Here is a 22552-nt window from a genome sequence, read left to right as displayed (position 1 = left end):
AATGAGCAACAGTGATCTCAACAAGCTCGTCGCGGCCACGCAAGCCACCCTGGCAAGGATCGCCGGCGACTTCACGCCTGCCGTGTTCGCCTCCAGCCTCGCCGCCGAAGACATGGTGCTGACCGACATGATCCTGCGCGCGAAGCTGCCGATCCGCATCTTCACGCTGGAGACCGGCCGCCTGCACAAGGAAACCCTGGGCATGCTGGACCGCATCCGGAAAACCTATGGCTATGAAGTGCAGCTGTACAAACCGGAACAGCCCGCCGTCGACGCCTACGTGCAGCAGCACGGCCTGAACGCGTTCTATGACAGCGTCGAATTGCGCAAGGAATGCTGCCGCATCCGCAAGGTGGAGCCGCTGAATCGCGCCCTCGCCGGCAACAAGGCATGGGTGACCGGCCAGCGCCGCGCGCAGTCGACCACTCGCGCAGAGCTCGCAGTGCAGGAAAACGATGAAGCGCATGGCATGGCGAAGTTCAATCCGCTGGCGGACTGGTCGGAAGACGATGTGTGGAATTACATCCGCGACAACCAGGTGCCGTACAATCCGCTGCATGACAAAGGCTTTCCGTCGATCGGCTGCGAACCTTGTACGCGCGCCATCCAGCCAGGCGAAGACGTCCGCGCCGGACGCTGGTGGTGGGAGAACCCCGAGTCGAAGGAATGCGGCCTGCATGTGGTCGATGGCAAGCTTGTCCGAATCAAATCAGTGGCACAAACATCATGAATACAGTAGTCGACAAACTCTTTCTGGATGCCGCGAGCAACCGTCATCTCGACTGGCTCGAATCGGAAGCAATCCACATCATGCGCGAGGTCGCGGCCGAGTGCACCAACCCGGCGCTGCTGTTCTCGGGCGGCAAGGATTCGGTCGTGCTGCTGCGCATCGCCGAAAAGGCTTTCCGCCCCGGCAAATTCCCGTTCCCGCTGGTGCACATCGACACCGGCCACAACTTCCCTGAGGTGATCGAATTCCGTGACCGCCGGGCGAAGGAACTGGGTGAGCGCCTGGTAGTGCGTTCGGTCGAGGATTCCATCAAGCGCGGCACGGTGCGCCTGCGCAATCCGCAGACCGATTCGCGCAACGCGGCGCAGGCCGTGACGCTGCTCGAAACCATCGCCGAATTCAACTTCGACGCCTGCATCGGCGGCGCACGCCGCGATGAAGAGAAGGCCCGCGCGAAAGAGCGCATCTTCTCCTTCCGTGACGAGTTCGGCCAGTGGAATCCCAAGGCGCAGCGCCCCGAGTTGTGGGACCTGTACAACACCCGCGTCCACCCGGGCGAGAACATGCGCGTGTTCCCGATTTCGAACTGGACCGAGCTGGACGTCTGGCAGTACATTGCCCGCGAGAGACTGGCGCTGCCGTCGATCTATTTCGCGCATGAGCGCCAGGTGATTCCGCGCAACGGCCTGCTGGTGCCGCTCACGCACTTGACGCCACCGCGTGAAGGCGAGACAGTCGAAACCCGCGAGGTGCGCTTCCGTACGGTCGGTGACATTTCCTGCACCTGCCCGGTGGCGTCAGATGCGACGACGGTCGACGCGATCATCGCCGAGACCGCAGTGACCCAGATTACCGAACGGGGTGCAACGCGCATGGATGATCAGACATCCGAGGCTTCGATGGAAAAACGCAAGAAGGAAGGATATTTCTGATGAACGCAGCAGTTGCAGAACAAGTACTCATGAACGCCAGCGCCGAGCGCGGCCTGCTGCGCTTCATTACCGCCGGCTCGGTCGATGACGGCAAGAGCACGCTGATCGGCCGCCTGCTGTACGACAGCAAGGGCATCTTCGCCGACCAGCTCGATGCGATCTCGCGCGCCAAGCACAAGCGCACCGTGGGCGACGCCGTCGACTTGTCGCTGCTGACCGACGGCTTGGAGGCCGAACGCGAGCAGGGCATCACCATCGATGTCGCCTATCGCTACTTCGCCACGCCCAAGCGCAAGTTCATTATCGCTGACACGCCGGGCCACGAGCAGTACACGCGCAACATGGTGACCGGCGCATCGACTGCGGATGCGGTCATCATCCTGATCGACGTATCGAAGGTCAAGATGGGCGAGGATGGCAGCGTCGAACTCCTGACGCAGACCAAGCGCCATTCGACCATCGCACACCTGCTGCGCATCGAGCATGTGATCGTCGCCGTCAACAAGATGGACCTGGTCGATTACGACAAGGCCGTGTACGACCGCATCGTTGCCGCTTACCAGAAATTCGCACAGCAGATCGGCCTGCAGGACGTGCACGCCATCCCGCTGTCCGCGCTCGCCGGCGACAACGTCGTCGAGGCCAGCGACAAGTTGTCCTGGTATGAGGGCCCTACCCTGATCGACCTGCTGGAATCACTCTCCGTGTACGATGAATCGCATGAAGAGCCGTTCCGCTTCCCGGTGCAACTCGTGGCACGCCACAACGGCCATGAAGCCAACGACTTCCGCGGCTACATGGGACGTATCGAGGCCGGCCGAGTGCGCAAGGGCGACACGCTAGTGGTGCAGCCGAGCGGCCAGACTGCCACCGTGAAGGACATCCTGACCCTCGAGGGCTCGCACGCATCAGCCTCCGTCGGGCAGTCCGTCACGCTGCTGCTCGAAGAGCATCTCGACATTTCCCGTGGCGACATGCTGGCGTCCTCCGACAAGCCCGCTACGCTGCTGCGAACCGTAACTGCGGATGTGTGCTGGCTGTCCGAGGAGCCGCTCGACATGCGCCGCAAGTACTGGCTCAAGCACACCACCAGGCAGGTCTCGGCCCGCGTCGCAAAGATCGATACGCTGCTCGACGTCAACACGCAGGAGCGCCGCCCCGGTGACTCGCTGAAGCTGAACGACATTGCCGCTGTGTCGATCAACGTGCAGCAGCCGCTCGCCGCGGATGCGTATGACGCAAGCCGTTCGACCGGCGCCTTCATCCTGATCGATGAAGTGACGCACCAGACGGTGGCAGCCGGCATGATCCGGATTGCCTGAATCCGCCCATGCCTTCCTCCTCCGCACGGAAAAAGACCGGCAAGGTTATCCTGCTGGGTGCGGGCCCCGGCGCCGCGGACCTGGTCACGGTACGCGGCGCGCGCCTTCTTGCGCAAGCCGAAGTCGTGTTGTACGACGCGCTGGTCACCGACGAGATGCTGCAGCTCTGTCCGCAGGCGGAGAAGATTTCCGTCGGCAAGCGCTCCGGACAGCGTTCCACTGCGCAGGCGGAGATCAACGACAAGCTGGTCGAGTGCGCACGACGATATGCCTTGGTGGTTCGCCTGAAGGGTGGCGACCCGATGATGTTCGGCCGTGCGGATGAGGAACTGCGCGCGCTGGAAGCAGAAAACATTGAGGTCGAGATTATTCCCGGCATCACGGCCGCGCTCGCGGCCGCCGCTTCAACGAAACAACCCCTGACCAGGCGCGGCATTGCACGCAGCGTCGGCTTTTTCACGTCCAGCACCGCACCCGGTCATCCGGAACAAACCACGCTCCCCGACTGCGATACGCTGATCCAATACATGGGCGGCAAGGAAGCCGTCACGACTGCGCGAAAACTGCTGGGGCAAGGCAAGCCGCCCACGCTGCCTGTCGTGGTGGTGGAAAATTGCAGTCGCGATAATGAGCGTGTGCTGCGCCTGCAGCTTGGTGAGCTGGAAAACGGCCTGGCGGGATGCCATGGCCCGGTGCTGGTCATGATCGGCGAAGCGCTCGCGCCGCGCGATTGAAGCTCACTGAACCTGCCATGAATCGGGGCCGCACGCCCCGTGAATCTTTCAGATACCCAGCGATGTGATGCAGTAACGCGCGATCGCATTCAGGACATCCGCATCCTCGCCCACTGCCGCAGCCGTTCTCAGGTTCAGGCCGGGGTTTTCCTTTTTCAGCTGTTCAACCATCAGCGGCAGGTCGCGCAGCACATGCCCGCCCTGCCCGAAGAAAACCGGGACGACGGAGATATCCGCGCACCCGTCGTTCACCAGCTTGCGCACCAGCTCGGGCAGCCGCGGCGACATCAGTTCCAGGAAAGCCAGCTCGACCTTCGCGTCCGGTGCTTGCGCCTGGGTGATCTGCTGCAGCCGGCGGAACGGCTCCGCCCACCTCGGATCTCGGGCGCCGTGGGCAAACAGGATGAGCGCGCGTTGTGTCATGAAGCCCCCTAATGCCTCTGGACCCAGAGCAGCGATCCGATCGCCACCAGCAGGAAGGTTGCGCTCGGCAGCACCGCGGTGGCGAACGCCGGCCAGGTGTTGAGCAGGCCGAGATGCGAGAACAGGCTGTTGAGCAACTGGAAACTGACGCCGATCATGATGCCGATGAAAATCTTCAGGCTCACGCCGCCAGCACGGAAGTGCAGGTAGGCGAAAGGCAAGGCGAGCGCCATCATCACCATCACCGCCAGCGGATAGATCAGCTTCTTCCAGAACGCAATCTCATAACGCTGCGTGTTCTGGCTGTTCTCCGCGAGATGCTTGATGTAGGTCGCCAGGCCGTAAGCGGACATGCGGTCGGGATCGGCGAACAGCACCGACAGGATGTCCGGCGTGATCTCGGATACCAGGTCCTTGTAGGGCTCATTGACAGTCGAGACGGTTGAAGAAATGTCGGGGCTGCGGGTGGAAAAACTGGTTTCCGTGACGTTCGCGAGGCGCCAGACATTGTGGCCCTGGTAATCGGCATGGTCTGCCGTGATAACGCCGGTCATGTGGAAGTCGTGATCGAATTCGTAAAACTTCACGCCCTGCAGTTGCCCTTCCGGATTAACCGTCCTGACGTTCAGGAAGCGCGAGCCGATGGGTTTCCCGGTCAGTCCGTTTTCACGGATCAGGTCCTTGGTCCAGAGGCCAGTGCGGAATTGCTGGGACAGGTTGGAACCCTGCGCCTGCAATTTCCACCGTTCCGCCATCTCGCTGCTGGCCGGCGCAATGAATTCGCCGAACAGGAAAGTGATCAGCACAAATACGATGCCGATCTTCGCCAGCATCCATCCCGCCATCCCTGTGGACAGGCCTGAGGCGCGCATGATGGTGAATTCGGAACGGGCGCCAAGCTGGGCGAGCGCATAGATGGTCCCGATCAGGGCTGCGATCGGCATCAGGTCGTACACATAGCCGGGCAAGCCCAGTGCCACGTAGAGAAACGCATGCTGCAGCTGATAGCCGCCGCGTCCGATCTGCGGCAACTCGTTGATCAGGTCAAAGAAGGCAAACAGCGCAAGAAATGCGATCAGCGCGAACAGCACTGCGCTCACGATCTCCTGCGCGACGTAGCGATCCAGCACTTTCATTTCGCGCCAGCCTTTCGAACCTGACGGGAGCGCTTCATCGCTCCCCATATGGTTGCCGGATGATAAGGGCTATTGATGAACAGGCGCCAGGAGAAAAGCCCGGCGACCATGGCAATCGCCACCAGATGTATCGGCCACCAGGCCACCGACAACTGCATGCGCTGCTGCTGCACCGCATACTGCAGCACGCTGACCATGTTGCTGTAAACGACATAGAGCAAAAGCGCAATCAGCAGGTTGGCTGAACGCCCGCCACGCGGATTCACGAAGCTCAGCGGAATGGCGAGCAACATCAGCAGCAGACCCATGATGGGCAGCGATGCCCGCCACAACAGCTCGCCGCGGTTGAAATGATCGTTCATGTTGGCCAGCAATTGCGGCGTTGAGAGCGCGCGTGCCGAATTGTCGCCAACCAGCGCCTGCGACTGGCGCGCCACCAGCACGCCGTAACGCTCGAACTCCATGACCCGGAAATCCGGCTGGTTCGGCAGTCCATCGTAGCGGCGACCCTGGTTCATGACGAGAAACTTGTCGCCGCGCTCATCGAGCGCGATCGTGCCTTCCCTTGCCACCACCACGCTCGCCCGGCCATCTTTCACGGTATTCACAAACACGTTCCTGACCTTGCTGGCATCGCCGCTGACCGCCTCGACGAAAAAGACGCGTTCGGCCGACGCCGATTCCTGGAACTTGCCGGGCGCCACCTTGGAGACGTCGTTCTGCTTTTCAAAGCGCTCCCGCAGCTCGGCACTCTTGCGGTTCGACCAGGGTGTCACGACAAAGCTCAGGGCGGTGATCAGGATGACAATCGGCGCGCCGAACGTCATCACCGGCCTGATCCAGCGCGCCAGGCTCAGGCCGGATGCGAACCAGACCACCATTTCGGAGTCCTGATAACTGCGGGTGACGACGGCCAGGACCGAAATGAAACCGGTCAGGATCAGGATGATCGAGAGATAGCGCAGCGCAGCGAAGCCGATCAGTGCGACCACGTCCTGCGAGCCGATCTTGCCACCTGCGGCCTGGCCGAGGATCTTGATCAGCATGACAGTGATAGTGATGGTGAAAAGCGTGGTAAAGACGGCGCCAGCGGTGCTGACCAGTTCGCGTCGAAGTGCGCGCTGAAAGATCATTGAATAGAAGACTATAATTGCGTCTGGAGAAGGAGAGACTTATGGACTTTAGCATAAAACCGATCGACGCCAAAACCGGCCTGGCTGCCGTGAAGACGGGCTGCATTGCAGTAGGCGTATTTGAAGACAAGAAACTTTCGCAGGCCGCCAAGGAACTGGATCGCAAGGGCGAAATCAGCGCTGCGCTGAAATCCGGCGACATCACCGGCAAGCCCGGCACCACCCTGCTCCTGCGCGGCGTGGCGGGCGGCGCGGCCGAGCGTATCCTGCTGGTCGGCCTGGGCAAGGACGAAGCGCTCACCGAAAAGAATTTCTCGTCGGCGGTACAGGCAACGGCGCGGGTATTCGCGACGCTTGGCGCGGCCGAGGGCACAGTCGCCTTGCCATTCGATGCGGTCAAATCGCGCGATGCTGCCTGGTCAGTGCGCGCCGCCGTGCTGGCCATGCGCGACGCCGCTTACCGTTTCGATACCACCAAGAGCCAGAAGGAACCGGCGCAGGGCGGCGTCAGGAAGGTCAGCTTCCTGGCCTCCGGCGCCGATGCACCGGCCGCCAAGGCCGCCGCCGCGCAAGCCGTTGCCATTGCCAACGGCATGGACCTGACCCGGGACCTTGGCAACCTTCCCAGCAACATCTGCACGCCGACCTATCTTGCCGACACGGCAAAGAGACTGGCGAAGGAATTCGGGTTCGGCGTCGAGGTGCTCGACCGCAAGCAGATCGAAGCCTTGAAGATGGGCAGTTTCCTCTCCGTGACCAAGGGCAGCGAAGAACCGCCCAAGTTCATTGTCCTCAAGCATATGGGCGGCAAGACCAAGGACGCGCCAGTCGTCCTCGTGGGCAAGGGCATCACCTTCGACACCGGCGGGATTTCGCTCAAGCCGGGCGCCAGCATGGACGAAATGAAATACGACATGTGCGGTGCCGCCTCGGTCCTCGGCACCTTCCGCGCGATCGGCGAACTCGGCCTGAAGATGAACGTTTTCGGCGTCATACCGACCTGCGAAAACATGCCGTCCGGCCGCGCCTCCAAACCCGGCGACATCGTGACCTCGATGTCCGGACAGACCATTGAAATCCTGAACACCGATGCCGAAGGCCGCCTCATCCTGTGCGATGCGCTGACCTATGTCGAACGCTTCAAGCCGGCAGCGGTGGTCGACATCGCCACCCTCACCGGTGCCTGCGTCACAGCGCTCGGCCATCACAACACCGGCCTGTTCACGCGCCATGACGAAGCCCATGACGAGTTGGCCAACGATCTTCTCGCAGCCGGCAAGGCCGCGGGCGACACCGCATGGCGCATGCCGATCGAGGATGCCTACCAGGAGCAGCTGAAATCCAACTTCGCCGACATGGCCAACATCGGCGGTCCTCCGGGCGGCAGCATCACGGCCGCGTGCTTCCTTGAACGCTACACGCGGAAGTACACCTGGGCACACCTGGACATCGCCGGCACGGCATGGAAGAGCGGCGCTGCCAAGGGCGCAACCGGCCGTCCGGTGCCCTTGCTGACCACCTTCCTGCTGAATCGCGCGAGCAGCAAGTAAGCGGAAAAACAAGCGGCATGAAGCTAGCCACCTGGAATGTCAATTCCCTGAAAGTCCGCCTGCCACAGGTCGTGCAGTGGCTGACGGACAATCCGGTCGATGTGCTGTGCCTGCAGGAGACCAAGCTGACCGATGACAAGTTTCCGGTCGCGGACATCGAGAAGATCGGCTACCAGGTCATCTTCAGCGGGCAGAAAACCTACAACGGCGTCGCCATTCTGTCGAAGCATGCGATGAGCGAAGTCGTGCGCAACAATCCGCGCTTCGAAGACGAGCAGCAGCGGATCATCAGCGCCACCGTCGAGGGCATGCGCGTGGTATGCGCCTACATGCCGAACGGCCAGGCGGTGGGCTCCGACAAATATCAGTACAAGCTGCGCTGGCTGGATGCCCTGCACGACTGGCTGACCGATGAAACCAAGAGCCACGAGAGCCTCGCGCTGCTGGGCGATTACAACATCGCGCCGGAAGACCGCGACGTGCACGATCCGGTCGCATGGCAAGGGCAGGTTCTGGTGTCGGACGCGGAACGTGCCGAATTCCGGCGCCTGCTCGACCTCGGTTTCAAGGATGCCTTCCGCCTCTTCGAACAGCCGGAAAAAATCTTCAGCTGGTGGGATTACCGGATGATGGCATTCCGTCGCAACATGGGCCTGCGCATCGACCACATCCTGCTCACGCCTTCGCTTGCAGGACGCTGCAGCGGCTGCATCGTCGACAAGGTTCCACGGAAATGGGAACAACCGTCGGATCATGCGCCGGTGGTGGCAACGCTCGACTAGTCCAGGTTGCCCACGACAAGCACGAAGATGTCCACCAAAAGGCTGTTCGTGCCTTTCGTGCCTTTCGTGCCTTTCGTGTTTTTCGTGGACAGGATCGCAGTCCGCCTCTTGGTAGGCCACGAAAAACACTCGGCGTGCCCCACGAAAGGCACGAAAAATTCATGGTTTTTCTTCCATGCATTCGTGGTTTCTGTGGCCTGTAGTCGGGCAAGCAACACCATCGCGCCGACAGCCAGTGTCTATCCACAGAAAACAGGGAAAAGGCCGAAATACAGGCCAAGAAATTTTCCGTGCTTTCCGTGTCTTCCGTGGACACCCCCCCTACTTGAACAACCACAATTTCAGCTGTGATAGCAGTTGTTCCGAGTCGATGGGTTTCGACGCGTAGTCCGAGGCGCCTGCGTCGATGCATTTCTCCCGGTCGCCTTTCATTGCCTTGGCTGTGAGCGCGATGATCGGCACATCTTGGAACCTGGGATTGCTGCGGATCCTGCCGATGGTTTCGTAGCCATCCATTTCCGGCATCATGATGTCCATCAGGATGATGTCGACATCGCTCGCCTGCTCGAGCTGTTCCAGCGCCTGCCTGCCATTCTCCGCGGTCACCACCGTCATGCCGTGGTCTTCCAGCAGTCCGGTCAGGGCGAACAGGTTGCGCACGTCGTCGTCGACGAGCAGCACCTTCTTCCCTTCCAGCAGATGGCTGGTCGGCGCGAGCTGTTCCAGCATGGCGCGCTTGCGTTCCGATAGCCCGGTCTTGATCCGCTGCAGAAACTGCTCGGTTTCCACCACCAGACGGTCGAGCGAACGCGCTCCCTCGGCGACGACGGTCGCGCCCATTTGCCTGAGCTGATCTTCGGTGCTGCGGTCGAGCGGGCGGCCGGTGTAGATCACGACAGGGATATGCGTAAGTTGGTGATCGTCGCGGATTTCCTTCAGAAACGCCTGGCCGTCCATGTCCGGCAGATCGAGGTCGAGCACGATGCCCTGGTAAGGCCGGCTTTGCAGCGCAACGCGCGCATCGCCGGCGTTCGACACCGCGTCGAGTTCCACATCCGCCCCCTTGAGCTCGTTGAGGATGGCTTCCCGCTTCATCGGATCGTTCTCCACGACCAGTAGTGCGCGTATAGGGCGATGGGCTTCCTTCATGATCTGGCTGAAGACCTGCGCCAGCGTGGCGACATCGACCGGCTTGGCAAGATAGCTGGCGATACCGAAGCGTTCCGTCGATGCCGGTCGGTCGCGCACGGAAATGATATGGATCGGGATTTCGCGCGTCGTCGGCACGGCCTTCAACTGGTCAACGATATCCCAACCCTCCAGGTCGGGCAGGTTCAGGTCGAGCGTGATTGCGTCGGGCCGGTGCCGACGCGCCAGTGCCAGACCTTCCTCGCCGCTCGGCGTCACGAGCGTCTTGAAGCCGCGGTCATGCGCCATTTCCTGCAGGGCGCGCGCGAACACCGGATCGTCTTCGATGATCAGCAGCACGTTGTCCTGTGGCGTGAGCGAAGTCCGATCATCTGCGAAAACCGTCTGTGGCACGGTAGCCGATGCCTCTCCGGTCGGAACCGACCGGAGCTGCGGCGCACGCGGGCGCTGTGGCGGCTCCTTATTCTTGTCTGCCTGGGGCTTTGGCGGCGCCTTGGATTCAATCCGCGCTTCCGTGCCGTCCGGCCACTGCTGCGGCAGGTAGAAGGTAAAGGCGCTGCCTTCGCCCTCTCTGCTGTTCACCTGAAGCTCACCGCCCAGGAGATGTGCGATTTCACGGCTGATGGCCAGCCCCAGCCCGGTTCCGCCGTAACGGCGCGAGGTGCTCGCATCGGCCTGCTGGAAGGCCTCGAAAATCAGCCTCTGCTTGTCTTCGGGGATGCCGATGCCGGTGTCGGCAACGGAAAACGCAATCACCTGCGGCGCATGGCTGAGGACCTTGTGCTCGGAACTCCAGCCGGAGCGGGCGACGTGCGCGGAAATGGTCACGCTGCCGCGGGACGTGAACTTGATGGCATTCGACAACAGGTTCGTGAGTACCTGCTTCAGGCGCTGCGCGTCGGTGTGCAGCATTGCCGGAAGATCCGGAGCGAATTCCACCCCGAATGCCAGCCCCTTCACTTCGGCGAGATGGCGGAAGGTGCGTTCCACATGCTCGGAAATGTCGGCCATCGGCACATCCTCGATGCTGAGGGTGGCGCTGCCGGATTCGATCTTGGAGAGGTCGAGGATGTCATTGATGAGGTGCAGCAGTTCGCTGCCGGCGCTGTGGATCACCTTGACCATTTCCAGCTGCTTCGACGACAGGTTGCTTTCCGGATTCTGGCGCAACTGCTCGGCCAGTAGCAGCAGGCTGTTGAGCGGTGTGCGCAGCTCGTGCGACATGTTGGCGAGGAACTCGGACTTGTATTTCGAGGTGAGCGACAGCTGCTCGGCCTTTTCCTGCAGGTTGCTGCGCGCGATTTCGATTTCGCGGTTCTTGCGCTCGACCTCCGCATTCTGCTCGGAGAGCTGGCGCGCTTTCTGTTCCAGCTCCGCATTCGTCTTCTGCAGTTCATCCTGCTGCGATTTCAGCTCGTTCGCAAGCGACTGCGATTGCTGCAGCAAGGCCTCGGTGCGCGAGGCCGTCTCAATGGAATTGAACACAATGCCGAGCCCTTCTGCGAGCTGGTCCAGGAAATTAAGGTGGATCGCCTGGAAGCGCTCGAACGCGGCAAGCTCGATCACGGCCTTGACCTGTCCTTCGAACAGGATCGGCAGTACGACGATGTTGCGCGGAGCAGCCTGCCCCAGGCCGGAAACGATCTGGATGTAATCGTCCGGCAGGTTGGTCATCAAGATGCGCTGCTTCTCGAACGCCGCCTGGCCGACCACACCTTCGCCCATGCTCCATTCGTTGGACAGGTTCTTGCGCTCCTGGTAGCCGTAGCTGGCCATCAGCTTGAGGTGCAAGGGGTTGTTTTGCCCCGACTGCATGACGTACAGCACGGCGTGCTGCGAGCCGACCAATGGCGCCAGTTCCGACAGCAGCGTGCGCGACATGGTGATGATGTCGCGCTGGCCTTGCAGCATGCGCGTCAGGCGCGCGAGGTTGGTCTTGAGCCAGTCCTGTTCGGTATTGCGTTGCGTGGTCTCGCGCAGGTTGCGGATCATCTGGTTGATGTTGTCCTTGAGGTCGGCGACCTCGCCGCGTGCAATGACCTGGATCGATCGGGTCAGGTCGCCCTTGGTCACGGCGGTCGCCACCTCGCCGATCGCCCGCACCTGCGTGGTCAGGTTGGCGGCAAGTTCGTTCACGTTGTCGACCAGGTCCTTCCAGCTGCCGGCCGCGCCGGGCACCACGGCCTGGCCGCCGAGGCGGCCTTCCACGCCGACCTCGCGGGCCACGCGCGTCACCTGGTCGCTGAATGTGGCGAGCGTATCGACCATGTTGTTGATGGTCTCGGCGAGCGAGGCTACTTCGCCCTTGGCCGGCACCATCATCTTCTGCTTCAGGTTGCCGACGGCCACCGCCGTCACGACCTTGGCGATGCCGCGCACCTGGTCGGTCAGGTTATCGGCCATCAGGTTAACGCTGTCGGTGAGGTCCTTCCAGATGCCGGAAATGCCCTTCACATTCGCCTGGCCGCCCAGCTTGCCTTCGGTGCCCACTTCGCGCGCCACGCGCGTCACCTCGCTGCCAAAGGCATTGAGCTGGTCGACCATGATGTTGATGGTGTTCTTCAGCTCCAGGATCTCGCCCTTCACATCCACCGTGATCTTGCGCGACAGGTCGCCATTGGCGACGGCCGTGGTCACGGCGGCGATGTTGCGCACTTGCGCGGTCAGGTTGGTGGCCATCAGGTTGACGTTGTCGGTGAGGTCCTTCCACACGCCTGCCACGGCGGGCACATAGGCCTGCCCGCCCAGGCGCCCCTCTGTGCCCACCTCGCGCGCGACGCGCGTGACCTCGCCCGCGAATCCGTTGAGCTGGTCGACCATGGTGTTGATGGTTTCCTTGAGCTGCAGCACTTCCCCGCGCACGTCGACCGTGATCTTCTTGGACAGGTCGCCGTTGGCCACCGCGGTAGTGACAGTGGCGATGCCACGCACCTGGTCGGTGAGATTGCTGGCCATCAGGTTGACGTTGTCCGTCAGGCCGCGCCAGACGCCGGACACGCCCTTGACCTGCGCCTGCCCGCCCAGCCTGCCTTCGATGCCGACTTCGCGCGCCACGCGCGTGACCTCGCCGGCGAAACTGTTGAGCTGGTCCACCATGATGTTGATGGTGTTCTTGAGTTCGAGGATCTCGCCTTTCACATCGACCGTAATGGTTTGCGACAGGTCGCCGTTGGCCACCGCCGTGGTGACCGCCGCGATGTTGCGCACCTGGGCCGTGAGATTGCTCGCCATCAGGTTAACGCTGTCCGTCAGGTCCTTCCAGGTACCGCCGATGCCCGGCACCAGCGCCTGCCCGCCGAGATTGCCCTCGGTGCCGACCTCGCGCGCCACCCGCGTGACTTCACCAGCGAAGCTGTTGAGCTGGTCCACCATGGTGTTGATCACGTCCTTGATCTGCAGGATCTCACCCTTCACATCGACTGTGATCTTCTGGCCGAGATCGCCGTTGGCGATCGCGGTGGCGACCTTCGATACATCGCGCAGCTGCACGGTCAGGTTGCCCGCCATGGCGTTCACGTTGTCAGTAAGGTCCTTCCATATGCCTGCCACGCCCGGCACGGCCGCTTGTACGCCGAGCTTGCCCTCCGAGCCGACCTCGCGAGCGACACGCGTGACCTCGCCGGCAAAGCTGTTGAGCTGGTCCACCATGGTATTGATCACGTTCTTGATCTGCAGGATCTCGCCCTTCACATCGACCGTGATCTTCTGCCCGAGATCGCCGCTGGCGATGGCCGTCGCCACCTTCGATACGTCGCGCAACTGCACGGTCAGGTTGCTCGCCATCGCGTTCACGTTGTCGGTGAGGTCCTTCCAGGTGCCGGCAATGCCCGGTACCTGCGCCTGCCCGCCGAGCTTGCCCTCGGTGCCCACTTCACGCGCTACCCGCGTCACCTCGCCGGCAAAGCTGTTGAGCTGGTCGACCATGGTGTTGATCACGTCCTTGATCTGCAGGATCTCGCCTTTCACATCGACCGTAATCTTCTGTGTGAGATCGCCGTTGGCAATCGCGGTGGCCACCTTCGATACATCGCGCAACTGTACGGTCAGGTTGCCGGCCATCGCATTGACATTGTCGGTCAGGTCCTTCCACACGCCGGCCACGCCGCGCACTTCCGCCTGGCCGCCCAGCTTGCCTTCGGTGCCGACTTCGCGCGCCACGCGCGTCACTTCGCCGGCAAAGCCATTGAGCTGGTCCACCGTGCTGTTGATCACATCCTTGATCTGCAGGATTTCGCCCCGGACATCGACCGTGATCTTTTGCCCCAGGTCGCCCATGGCGATCGCCGTCGCGACTTTCGACACATCGCGCAGCTGCACGGTCAGATTGCCGGCCATGGCGTTCACGTTGTCGGTCAGATCCTTCCACACGCCGGCAACGCCGGGCACTTCCGCCTGGCCGCCGAGCTTGCCCTCGGTGCCCACTTCGCGCGCCACGCGCGTCACTTCGCTGGAGAAGCTGTTCAGCTGGTCCAGCATCGTGTTGATGGTCTTCGCGTTCTTGAGGAATTCACCTTTCAGCGGCCGACCTTCCACTTCGAGTTCCATGTTCTCGGTGAGCACGCCGCGCGCCACGGCGCCGATTACGCGCCCCGCATCGCGCACCGGCTGCACCAGGCGATCGATCAGGGTGTTGACCGCACTGACCTTCGCCCCCCATGCGCCCTTGTAGTTGTCGAACACGATGCGCTGGCCCAGCTGACCTTCGGTGCCGACAGTGAAGGACACCTGTTCGATGCTCCTGGCGACGCGTTCATTGGAGGAGACGATCTCGTTGAATGCATCCGCAATCCTGCCATCCATGCCCTCCCAGTCGACCGGCAGGCGCGCGCTGAAATCACCGTCGCGGACCGCGATCAGCGTCTGGAGCAACACGCCGCGGTCAAGCATGCCGGTTTCGATGTGTTCCATGCCGGGCGGAAGACGGTCGGTTGCGCGCCTGGCATGCATGCGCCGGTCATGCGTTACGGACTCTTGCGTCACGTTTGACTCCTTTCCTGGCTTCGTTGACGACATCAAAGCACCCGCGCCTGAGAAGTTCGGCCGCCTCTTCCGTGGGCACCGGCACGCTGAAGAAATTGCCCTGCAACTCGTCGCATTCATGTTCGATCAGAAAGCCCATCTGCTCCTCGGTCTCCACGCCTTCGGCAATCACGGTCAGGTTGAGGCTGTGCGCGAGCGTGATGATGGCCTTCACGATGGCGGCATCCTCGGGATCGGTCACGATGTCGCGCACGAAGGCCGCATCGATCTTCAGTTTGTCGAGCGGAAATCGCTTCAGGTAGGCAAGCGACGAATAGCCGGTGCCGAAGTCGTCGATGGAAATCGGCACGCCTAAGTCGCGGATCTGGTGCAATGCCTGGATGGCCTTGGCCGGGTCGCTCATCACCGCCGACTCGGTCAGTTCCGCCTCGAGCATGGCAGGCGGAATGCCGGTTTCCTGCAAAGCTTCCTCGATGCTGCGCGCCACGCTGTCCTGCCGGAACTGGCGCGCCGAAACATTGACGGCGACAGGGCACCCGCGCACGCCCTCGGCGCGCCAGCGCTGCACTTGCGATGCCGCTTCATGCAGCGCCCATTTGCCGATGGAATCGATGCGCCCAGTCTCTTCCGCGATCGGAATGAACTGCGCCGGCGGCATCCACTCCCCTTCTGCCTGCGGCCAGCGGATAAGCGCTTCGAAACCGCAGATCTCGCCGCTCGCCGCGCTGATCTTCGGCTGGTAGTGCAGGATGAATTCACCTTCCTGGATCGCGCGCTGCAGTGCGCCGCCAACGGAGAGACGACGCGCGGCAGCCTCGTTCATGGCCGGCGTGAAGAAGGAAAAGCGACCACGCCCTTCCTGCTTGGCATGGTACATCGCGGTATCGGCATTGCGCAGCAGTTGATCCATGTTCTGGCCGTCGTTGGGAAACACCGCAATGCCGATGCTCGGCGACACGCGCAACTCCCTGCCCGCGATCTGGCACGGCTCTGCGACAGTCGTCACGATCTTGTCGGCCACCACTGCTGCGTCCTGCACGTCATGCAAACCCGCGAGCAGCACCACGAATTCATCGCCGCTCAAGCGCGCCACCGTATCCTCTTCACGCACGCAGCGGCCGAGCCGCTCCGCCACTTCCTGCAGCAGGCGGTCGCCGGCGGCGTGGCCCAGGGTATCGTTGATGTCCTTGAAGCGGTCGAGATCGATGAACAGCACGGCGACCGTTTCATGCTGGCGCCCCGAGTGGGCAGTCGCCTGCTTCATCCGGTCTTCCAGCAGCAGGCGATTGGGCAGCCCGGTGAGCGCGTCGTGGAAGGACTGGTGCAGGATGTAGGCTTCCATTTCCTTGCGTTCGGTGATGTCGCGCGACACCATCACCACCTGTTCCACCATGCCGCCCGGATTGCGGATCAGGCTGGTCTCGGATTCGAGATGACGCACGCCATGGTCTTGCACCTGCACGCGATACTGCAGCCGTGTGTGCGGCCCGCCTTCGATCATGCGGGAAAACGCGGCGCGCACGCGCTCGCGATCATCGCCATGGACGATGTCGAAATACGGCTCCCCAGGATGGATCCCGATGCCGAAGGCGGTGTTATAGGAAGGGCTTGCATACACCCATCCTGCCTGCGCGTCGAGCAGCGCCACATAATCGCCCGCATGCTGCACGATCAGGCGTTCGATCTCGCTGCGCTGCGCCGTATCCTCGGCCTGCTGGCGCGCGGCGATCTCCAGGCGCAATGCTTCGTTCAATCGCGTCACATGTTCAAGCTCGCGCTTGAGGGCCTGGTTCAGATACTCCAGTTCAACGTCCTTGCGTTCGCGGCGGCGATTCTTTTTCGCCAAGTCAATGAAGACCTGCACCTTCGATTTCAGCACTTCGGGTGCGACGGGCATGAACAGGTAATCGACCGCACCCAGCTCGTAGCCGGTCGCGCGGTCGAGATCGGTGGCGCGATGCGATGTCAGAAAGATGATCGGGGTGTATCTCGAACGCGGGCGCTGCCGGATCAGCCGTGCGGTCTCGAAACCGTCGAGGCCCACCATCTTTACATCAAGGATGATGACCGCAAAATCCTGTCTGAGCAGGCGCATCAGGGCATCTTCACCGGAAGATGCGGTCTCGATGCTGGCATCCAGATCAGTGAGAATCGTACTCAGTGCGAACAGCGAGCCGGGATCGTCGTTTACGAGGAGGACTCTGATCTCGTCAGCTTCGTTCATGGGAAAGCCTTGCGGGCAAATTCGGTCGGTCTTCAGTCACAGTCGTTTCACGTTGCACCAAAAGCAAAAAACCGCGCTCGGCGAACGCGGTTTTACATCCCGCCAGGCGCAGTGTCAGCGTGTGATGAAGAGTACGAAAGGCTTGCTGTAGTTGCATTCCCGCCTGGCACATTGTCTCCATAAACTGGTATCACGCTCCCTGCCGTTGCAGCTGTGCACAATCCGTTGCGGCAAAACGCATACGGATGACATGGCATCCCCTGCTCGCCGACAAACCGCCGGACGGTCAGGCGACATGCATGAGACACTTATCTTCACAGCACGCGATACCGAATGTGACAGACGATGAGCACGGAGGCATGCGGCGGTGTTGGCATTGTGTAGGTGTCAATCAACTTCGACGGACAAAGCCAATGGATGTTCCCCGCATTCATGCATGGGCGGGAAGATGCCGCGCAGGATCTTGCGCAAGCGCAGTGTGGATAGTTTTGGGTATCACGATACGTGCTGTGCCGACAGGCACTTTGCAGAAAGGACGGCAGCGGAAGGACGGCAGCGGGAATGATGGGCGGCAAGCATGCCGCCCATATTGCATCAGGGAAGGGACGCCGTGCCGGAGAATACCACCCGGCACGGCGTGATGCGATGCGTTACAGCATGGTTCAAGCCTCGGTGACTGCAGCCTTGACCTGTTGCAGCGAGCTTGGATCTTCGATCGTGGTGAGATCGCCCGGATCGCGTCCTTCACAGATGGCCTGGATCGATCGCCGCAGCAGCTTGCCAGAACGTGTCTTCGGCAACAGCGTGACGAAGTGCACGCGCGCCGGGCGTGCCACAGCACCGAGCTGCTTGTCGACCACGCCCATGACTTCCGCTTCCAGCGCCTTGCGCCCTTCAGGCGTCGCGGCCGGCGTCGCATCCTTCAGAATGGCAAACGCGACGGCGACCTGCCCCTTGAGCTTGTCCTCGACGCCCACCACCGCAACCTCGGACACATTCGGATGGCTGGAAATGCTTTCCTCGATCTCGCGCGTGCCGAGGCGATGGCCCGCGACGTTGATCACGTCGTCGGTGCGGCCGAGGATGAAGTAGTAACCGTCCTCGTCACGAATGCCCCAGTCGAAAGTCGAGTACACCTGCTCCTTGAAATTCGCCCAGTACGTCTTCACGAAGCGCTCGTCGTCGCCGTACACCGTCTGCATGCAGCCGGGCGGCAGCGGGCCGTCGATCACTACCACGCCTTTCTCATTGGCACCGCACAGCTCGCCGGTCGTTTCATTGAGCAGCTTGACCTTGTAGCCAAACATCGGCACGCCGGGGCTGCCCAGGCGCGTCGGCTTGTCTTCCACGCCCTTGGCGATGGACAGGATCGGCCAGCCGGTCTCGGTCTGCCAGTAGTTATCGATGATCGGCACGCCCAGCTCGGACGAGATCCACTCCGATGTCGTTTCATCCAGCGGCTCGCCGGCAAGATACAGCGCCTTGAGCGAGGACAGGTCGTATTTCTTCATGAACTCGGCCGGCTGCTTCTTCAGCACGCGCACTGCGGTCGGCGCCGAGAACATGCGCGTCACCTTGTATTTCTCGACGATGCTCCACCAGATGCCCGCATCCGGGCGGATCGGCAAGCCCTCATACATGACGGTCGCCATGCCGGCGAGCAGCGGGCCGTACACGATGTAGGAATGGCCCACCACCCAACCGATGTCGGAAGTGGAAAAATAGGTTTCACCCGCGTTGCCGCAGAAAATGTGCTTCATCGATGAAGCCAGCGCGACGGCATAGCCGCCCACGTCGCGCTGCACGCCCTTCGGCTTGCCTGTCGTGCCCGAGGTGTAGAGGATGTAGGAAGGTTCGTTCGACTCCAGCCATGTCACCGGCACTTGCGCGCGCAGGTTCTGCTCACGCAGCGTCGCGTAATCGACATCGCGCCCTTCGACTGTCGACATCGGCACCAGGCCGCGGTTCACCAGCAGCACATGGGCGGGCTTGTGCTCCGCGAGCTTGATCGCCTCATCCAGCAAGGGCTTGTAGGGCACGGCCTTGCCGCCGCGCGATCCGGCATCGGCGGACACGATCAGCTTCGGTTTCGCATCGTCGATGCGGGTGGCAAGGCTGTTCGATGCGAAGCCGCCAAACACCACTGAATGGATTGCACCGATGCGCGCGCAAGCCAGCATCGCGAACGCGGCTTCGGCAATCATCGGCATGTAGATCAGGACGCGGTCGCCTTTGCCGACGCCGAGCGATTGCATCATCGCTGCGGCGCGCGTGACTTCGTCCTGCAGGTCCCGGAACGAATAGACCTTCTCGCTGTTCGTCTCGGTCGAAATCGCAATCAGCGCAGGCTTGTCGCCCTGCTTCTCGACCCAGCGGTCAACCGCGTTGTAGCAAAGATTGGTCATGCCGCCGACAAACCATTTCGTGAACGGCGGACGGGAATGATCAAGCACCTGCTTGTACGGCTCGTTCCAGTCGATCAGCTTCGCCTCGTTGCCCCAGAATGCCTCCGGGTTATCGACCGATTGCTTGTAGAAATCCGCGAAGTTCATAGCTCCTCCAGTCAGTGGGTCCATGCCGCTTTTTCCGGCACAGGATAGTTTTAGTATGCGTACTGCGACTTACTGAGCACTTACGCTCCAATGAAAAAACCTCAAAAAAAGCGCAAGGACAAGAATGTCGATGCGCGTGTTTCCCGAACCATGATCGCCGATCAGATCACGTAGAGATCGACGTACTCGTGCACCGGCATCGCCTCCAGTCTTTGCTGGTCGAGCGATACATCGAGAATCATCGTTTGCTGCCTTGCAGGAAAGCGCCGCGCCAGGTTTATCCTGAATTTTTCTTCCAGCAGCGGAATACCTTCTTTGCGGCGGCGTGCATGGCCGATGGGATATTCGACGACGACTTCCTTCATCGTCGTGCCGTCCCTGAATTCGACGGTCAGCGCATTCGCGATGGAACGCTTGTCCGGATCGTGATAATCCTTAGTAAAGGCCGGATCTTCCACGCAAACGATCTTCGCGCGCAGGGTATCGATGCGTGCGTCAGCGGCGACTTCATCTTCGTAGTCGGCAGCGGTCAGGTGCCCAAAGATCAGCGGCACCGCCACCATGTACTGAATGCAGTGGTCGCGATCAGCCGGATTGCTCAAGGGGCCTTGCTTGTCGATGATGCGGATGCAGGCCTCGTGCGTGCGGATCGTGATCTTCGCGATGTCATCGACCTGCCGCCCTGCCTGCGTCAACTGTTCATGCAAGGTCATCGCCGCTTCCACTGCGGTCTGTGCATGGAACTCCGCCGGGAAGGAAATCTTGAACAGAATGTTTTCCATCACGTAGCTGGCGTAGTCACGCTGGAACTTGAAGGGCTGCCCCTTGAACAGCACATCGTAGAAGCCCCAGGTCTTCGCCGTCAGCACTGAGGGATAGCCCATTTCGCCGGTCCTTGCCATCAGGGCGAGACGCACTGCACGCGAGGTCGCATCGCCTGCGGCCCATGATTTGCGCGAGCCGGTGTTCGGCGCATGGCGATACGTGCGCAGCGACTGGCCATCGACCCAAGCGAGCGACACCGCATTGAGCATCTCTTCGCCCGACAGCCCGAGCATCTGCGCGACAACCGCGGTCGATGCCACCTTTACCAGCACGACATGATCGATGCCGACTTTGTTGAAGGAATTTTCGAGCGCGATGCAGCCCTGGATTTCATGGGCCTTGATCATGCCGGTCAGCACATCCTTCATGGTCAGCGGTTTCTTGCCGGCAGCCACCGCGTTGCGCGACAGCCAGTCAGCGGCTGCGAGAATGCCTCCGAGATTGTCCGAAGGATGGCCCCATTCTGCTGCCAGCCAGGTATCGTTGAAATCCAGCCAGCGGATCATGGCGCCAATGTTGAATGCAGCCTGTACCGGGTCGAGCTGGAACTGCGTGCCCGGCACCCTGGCGCCGTTCGGTACGATCGTGCCCTGCACGATGGGCCCGAGCAGCTTGGTGCAGGCCGGGTATTCGAGCGCTTCGAGACCGCAGCCCAGCGTGTCGATCAGGCAGTTGCGCGCTGTTTCATAGGCGAGCGGCGATGTGATCTCGTAGCCCTGCACGTAATCAACGATATCGACCAGGACCTTGTCCCAGTCAGGGCGTTTGGCTGTTTTCATGTCGAATGACCCGGCTGTCTCCATGTCAATATGACCCGCCGCTGGCGACCTTGTTCCTCAGAAGGAATCGCCTGGAACGCGCACCCATCCTTCCATCAATACCCGTGCGCTGCGGCTCATGATGGCCTTGGTCACGGTCCATTCACCGTTGACTTTGCTGGCTTCTGCGCCGACGCGCAGCGTACCCGAGGGATGGCCGAAACGCACCGCATTGCGCTCGCCGCCACCGGCAGCGAGATTCACCAACGTGCCCGGAATCGCGGCGGCCGTTCCGATGGCCACGGCTGCCGTGCCCATCATTGCATGGTGCAGCTTGCCCATGGACAGCGCCCGAACCAGCAGGTCGATGTCGCTTGCCTTGACCTGCTTGCCGCTCGAGGCGACATAGTCGACAGGCTTCGCGACGAAGGCCACCTTCGGCGTATGCTGGCGCTTGGCGGCTTCATCGACATTCTTGATGAGGCCCATGCGCAGCGCACCAAAGGCGCGGATCGTTTCGAACATGGCGAGTGCCTTGGCGTCGCCATTGATGGCATCCTGCAACTCCGTGCCGGTATAGCCGATCGCTTCCGCATTCACGAAGATGGTCGGAATGCCGGCGTTGATCATCGTCGCCTTGAACGTGCCGACGCCGGGCACTTCAAGGTCATCGACCAGGTTCCCGGTGGGGAACATGGATCCGCCCGCACCTTCTTCCTCGGCAGCCGGGTCCATGAATTCCAGCTGTACTTCGGCGGCGGGGAAAGTCACGCCGTCGAGCTCGAAGTCGCCGGTTTCCTGCACGCTGCCGTTCGTCATCGGCACATGCGCAATGATGGTCTTGCCGATGTTGGCCTGCCAGATGCGGATAGTGGCCATGCCGTCCTTCGGAATGCGCGCAATATCGACCAGGCCGGTGCTGATGGCAAAGGGGCCGACGGCGGCAGACAGATTGCCGCAGTTGCCGCTCCAGTCGACGAAGGCCTTGTCGATCGACACCTGGCCGAACAGGTAATCAACGTCATGATCCGGCTTGCTGCTCTTCGAGACGATGACCGTCTTGCTGGTGCTGGAGGTCGCGCCACCCATGCCATCGATCTGCTTGCCGTAGGGATCGGGGCTGCCGATGACGCGCATCAGCAGCGCATCCCGCGCCGCGCCCGGGACTTGCGCGGTTTCGGGCAAATCTTGCAGGCGGAAGAACACGCCTTTGCTGGTGCCGCCTCGAATATAGGTGGCGGGGATTCTGATTTGGGGTACGTGGGCCATGGATGTCTTTCCTGAATTCTATGTGCTTGCCGTTTCCCTCCCCCTTGCGGGGA

14 protein-coding genes are annotated in these 22552 nt (G+C 61.6%); 6 read left to right on the top strand and 8 right to left on the bottom strand.

Annotated elements, in window-relative coordinates:
• The first annotated feature begins 1 nt into the window (after window position 1).
• The 4 genes from VJ698_RS08495 to cobA are packed head-to-tail and all read left to right on the top strand — an operon-like array spanning window position 2 to window position 3718.
• Window positions 2-730 carry a phosphoadenylyl-sulfate reductase gene (locus tag VJ698_RS08495; protein ID WP_324102310.1) on the top strand — a complete coding sequence of 243 codons (729 nt, stop codon included), beginning with the start codon at window positions 2-4 and terminating at the stop codon, window positions 728-730.
• Window positions 727-1662: a sulfate adenylyltransferase subunit CysD gene (gene cysD / locus VJ698_RS08490; RefSeq protein WP_324102309.1), complete on the top strand. Its 936-nt coding sequence runs from the start codon at window positions 727-729 to the stop codon at window positions 1660-1662. Before VJ698_RS08495 ends, cysD begins: the two co-directional genes overlap by 4 nt.
• On the top strand, window positions 1662-2984 hold the full coding sequence (locus VJ698_RS08485) for a sulfate adenylyltransferase subunit 1 (RefSeq protein WP_324102308.1): 1323 nt from the start codon (window positions 1662-1664) through the stop codon (window positions 2982-2984). The genes cysD and VJ698_RS08485 overlap by 1 nt, the downstream gene beginning before the upstream one ends.
• An 8-nt stretch (window positions 2985-2992) precedes the next feature.
• A complete protein-coding gene (cobA, locus tag VJ698_RS08480; RefSeq protein WP_324102307.1) occupies window positions 2993-3718 on the top strand; it encodes a uroporphyrinogen-III C-methyltransferase in 726 nt (241 codons plus the stop codon).
• Between the two features lie 48 nt (window positions 3719-3766).
• Here cobA and VJ698_RS08475 read toward each other — a convergent pair whose 3' ends face one another.
• Genes VJ698_RS08475 through lptF form a run of 3 tightly spaced genes read right to left on the bottom strand, consistent with a single transcriptional unit; the run spans window position 3767 to window position 6410 of the window.
• Complete coding sequence (locus tag VJ698_RS08475) at window positions 3767-4141, bottom strand: CbiX/SirB N-terminal domain-containing protein (RefSeq protein ID WP_324102306.1); 375 nt, start codon at window positions 4139-4141, stop codon at window positions 3767-3769.
• Between the two features lie 8 nt (window positions 4142-4149).
• A complete protein-coding gene (gene lptG / locus VJ698_RS08470; protein WP_324102305.1) occupies window positions 4150-5277 on the bottom strand; it encodes an LPS export ABC transporter permease LptG in 1128 nt (375 codons plus the stop codon).
• Window positions 5274-6410, bottom strand: a complete 1137-nt coding sequence (lptF, locus tag VJ698_RS08465; protein WP_324102304.1) for an LPS export ABC transporter permease LptF — start codon at window positions 6408-6410, stop codon at window positions 5274-5276. The genes lptG and lptF overlap by 4 nt, the downstream gene beginning before the upstream one ends.
• Window positions 6411-6451: 41 nt before the next feature.
• Between lptF and VJ698_RS08460 the strand changes: the two genes are divergently transcribed.
• Together VJ698_RS08460 and xth are read left to right on the top strand one after the other, a co-directional pair.
• Window positions 6452-7960, top strand: coding sequence for a leucyl aminopeptidase (locus tag VJ698_RS08460; protein ID WP_324102303.1), 1509 nt, complete (start codon window positions 6452-6454; stop codon window positions 7958-7960).
• A gap of 17 nt (window positions 7961-7977) precedes the next feature.
• Window positions 7978-8742, top strand: a complete 765-nt coding sequence (gene xth, locus VJ698_RS08455) for an exodeoxyribonuclease III (protein WP_324102302.1) — start codon at window positions 7978-7980, stop codon at window positions 8740-8742.
• Between the two features lie 321 nt (window positions 8743-9063).
• On the opposite strand, the gene VJ698_RS08450 is transcribed toward xth, so the two are convergent.
• The 5 genes from VJ698_RS08450 to prpF form a co-directional block, all read right to left on the bottom strand.
• Entirely contained in the window at window positions 9064-14799 is a 5736-nt protein-coding gene (locus VJ698_RS08450) for a HAMP domain-containing protein (RefSeq protein ID WP_414691143.1), read from the bottom strand.
• 46 nt (window positions 14800-14845) lie between these two features.
• Window positions 14846-17095, bottom strand: coding sequence for a GGDEF/EAL domain-containing response regulator (locus VJ698_RS08445; RefSeq protein WP_324102300.1), 2250 nt, complete (start codon window positions 17093-17095; stop codon window positions 14846-14848).
• 662 nt (window positions 17096-17757) lie between these two features.
• The gene (locus VJ698_RS08440) at window positions 17758-19647 is read right to left on the bottom strand and encodes a propionate--CoA ligase (RefSeq protein WP_324102299.1); all 1890 of its coding nucleotides are present in this window, start codon (window positions 19645-19647) and stop codon (window positions 17758-17760) included.
• Window positions 19648-19808: 161 nt separating this feature from the next.
• Window positions 19809-21251: a bifunctional 2-methylcitrate dehydratase/aconitate hydratase gene (locus VJ698_RS08435; protein ID WP_324102298.1), complete on the bottom strand. Its 1443-nt coding sequence runs from the start codon at window positions 21249-21251 to the stop codon at window positions 19809-19811.
• A 57-nt stretch (window positions 21252-21308) separates the two neighbouring features.
• Complete coding sequence (gene prpF, locus VJ698_RS08430; protein WP_324102297.1) at window positions 21309-22499, bottom strand: 2-methylaconitate cis-trans isomerase PrpF; 1191 nt, start codon at window positions 22497-22499, stop codon at window positions 21309-21311.
• Between the last annotated feature and the right edge of the window lie 53 nt (window positions 22500-22552).

The sequence above is a fragment of the Noviherbaspirillum sp. genome (assembly GCF_035254685.1).
Classification (GTDB): domain Bacteria; phylum Pseudomonadota; class Gammaproteobacteria; order Burkholderiales; family Burkholderiaceae_D; genus Noviherbaspirillum.
Note: the sequence above shows the minus strand (reverse complement) of the source record. Positions and strands in the feature narration are given on the sequence as shown.

Coding starts and splice junctions, on each gene's coding strand:
- VJ698_RS08460 (WP_324102303.1), top strand. CDS start 6,452: ATGGACTTTAGCATAAAACCGATCGACGCCAAAACCGGCCTGGCTGCC.
- cysD (WP_324102309.1), top strand. CDS start 727: ATGAATACAGTAGTCGACAAACTCTTTCTGGATGCCGCGAGCAACCGT.
- VJ698_RS08435 (WP_324102298.1), bottom strand. CDS start 21,251: ATGAAAACAGCCAAACGCCCTGACTGGGACAAGGTCCTGGTCGATATC.
- VJ698_RS08440 (WP_324102299.1), bottom strand. CDS start 19,647: ATGAACTTCGCGGATTTCTACAAGCAATCGGTCGATAACCCGGAGGCA.
- lptF (WP_324102304.1), bottom strand. CDS start 6,410: ATGATCTTTCAGCGCGCACTTCGACGCGAACTGGTCAGCACCGCTGGC.
- VJ698_RS08485 (WP_324102308.1), top strand. CDS start 1,662: ATGAACGCAGCAGTTGCAGAACAAGTACTCATGAACGCCAGCGCCGAG.
- lptG (WP_324102305.1), bottom strand. CDS start 5,277: ATGAAAGTGCTGGATCGCTACGTCGCGCAGGAGATCGTGAGCGCAGTG.
- VJ698_RS08450 (WP_414691143.1), bottom strand. CDS start 14,799: ATGGAACACATCGAAACCGGCATGCTTGACCGCGGCGTGTTGCTCCAG.
- VJ698_RS08495 (WP_324102310.1), top strand. CDS start 2: ATGAGCAACAGTGATCTCAACAAGCTCGTCGCGGCCACGCAAGCCACC.
- cobA (WP_324102307.1), top strand. CDS start 2,993: ATGCCTTCCTCCTCCGCACGGAAAAAGACCGGCAAGGTTATCCTGCTG.
- VJ698_RS08445 (WP_324102300.1), bottom strand. CDS start 17,095: ATGAACGAAGCTGACGAGATCAGAGTCCTCCTCGTAAACGACGATCCC.
- VJ698_RS08475 (WP_324102306.1), bottom strand. CDS start 4,141: ATGACACAACGCGCGCTCATCCTGTTTGCCCACGGCGCCCGAGATCCG.
- prpF (WP_324102297.1), bottom strand. CDS start 22,499: ATGGCCCACGTACCCCAAATCAGAATCCCCGCCACCTATATTCGAGGC.
- xth (WP_324102302.1), top strand. CDS start 7,978: ATGAAGCTAGCCACCTGGAATGTCAATTCCCTGAAAGTCCGCCTGCCA.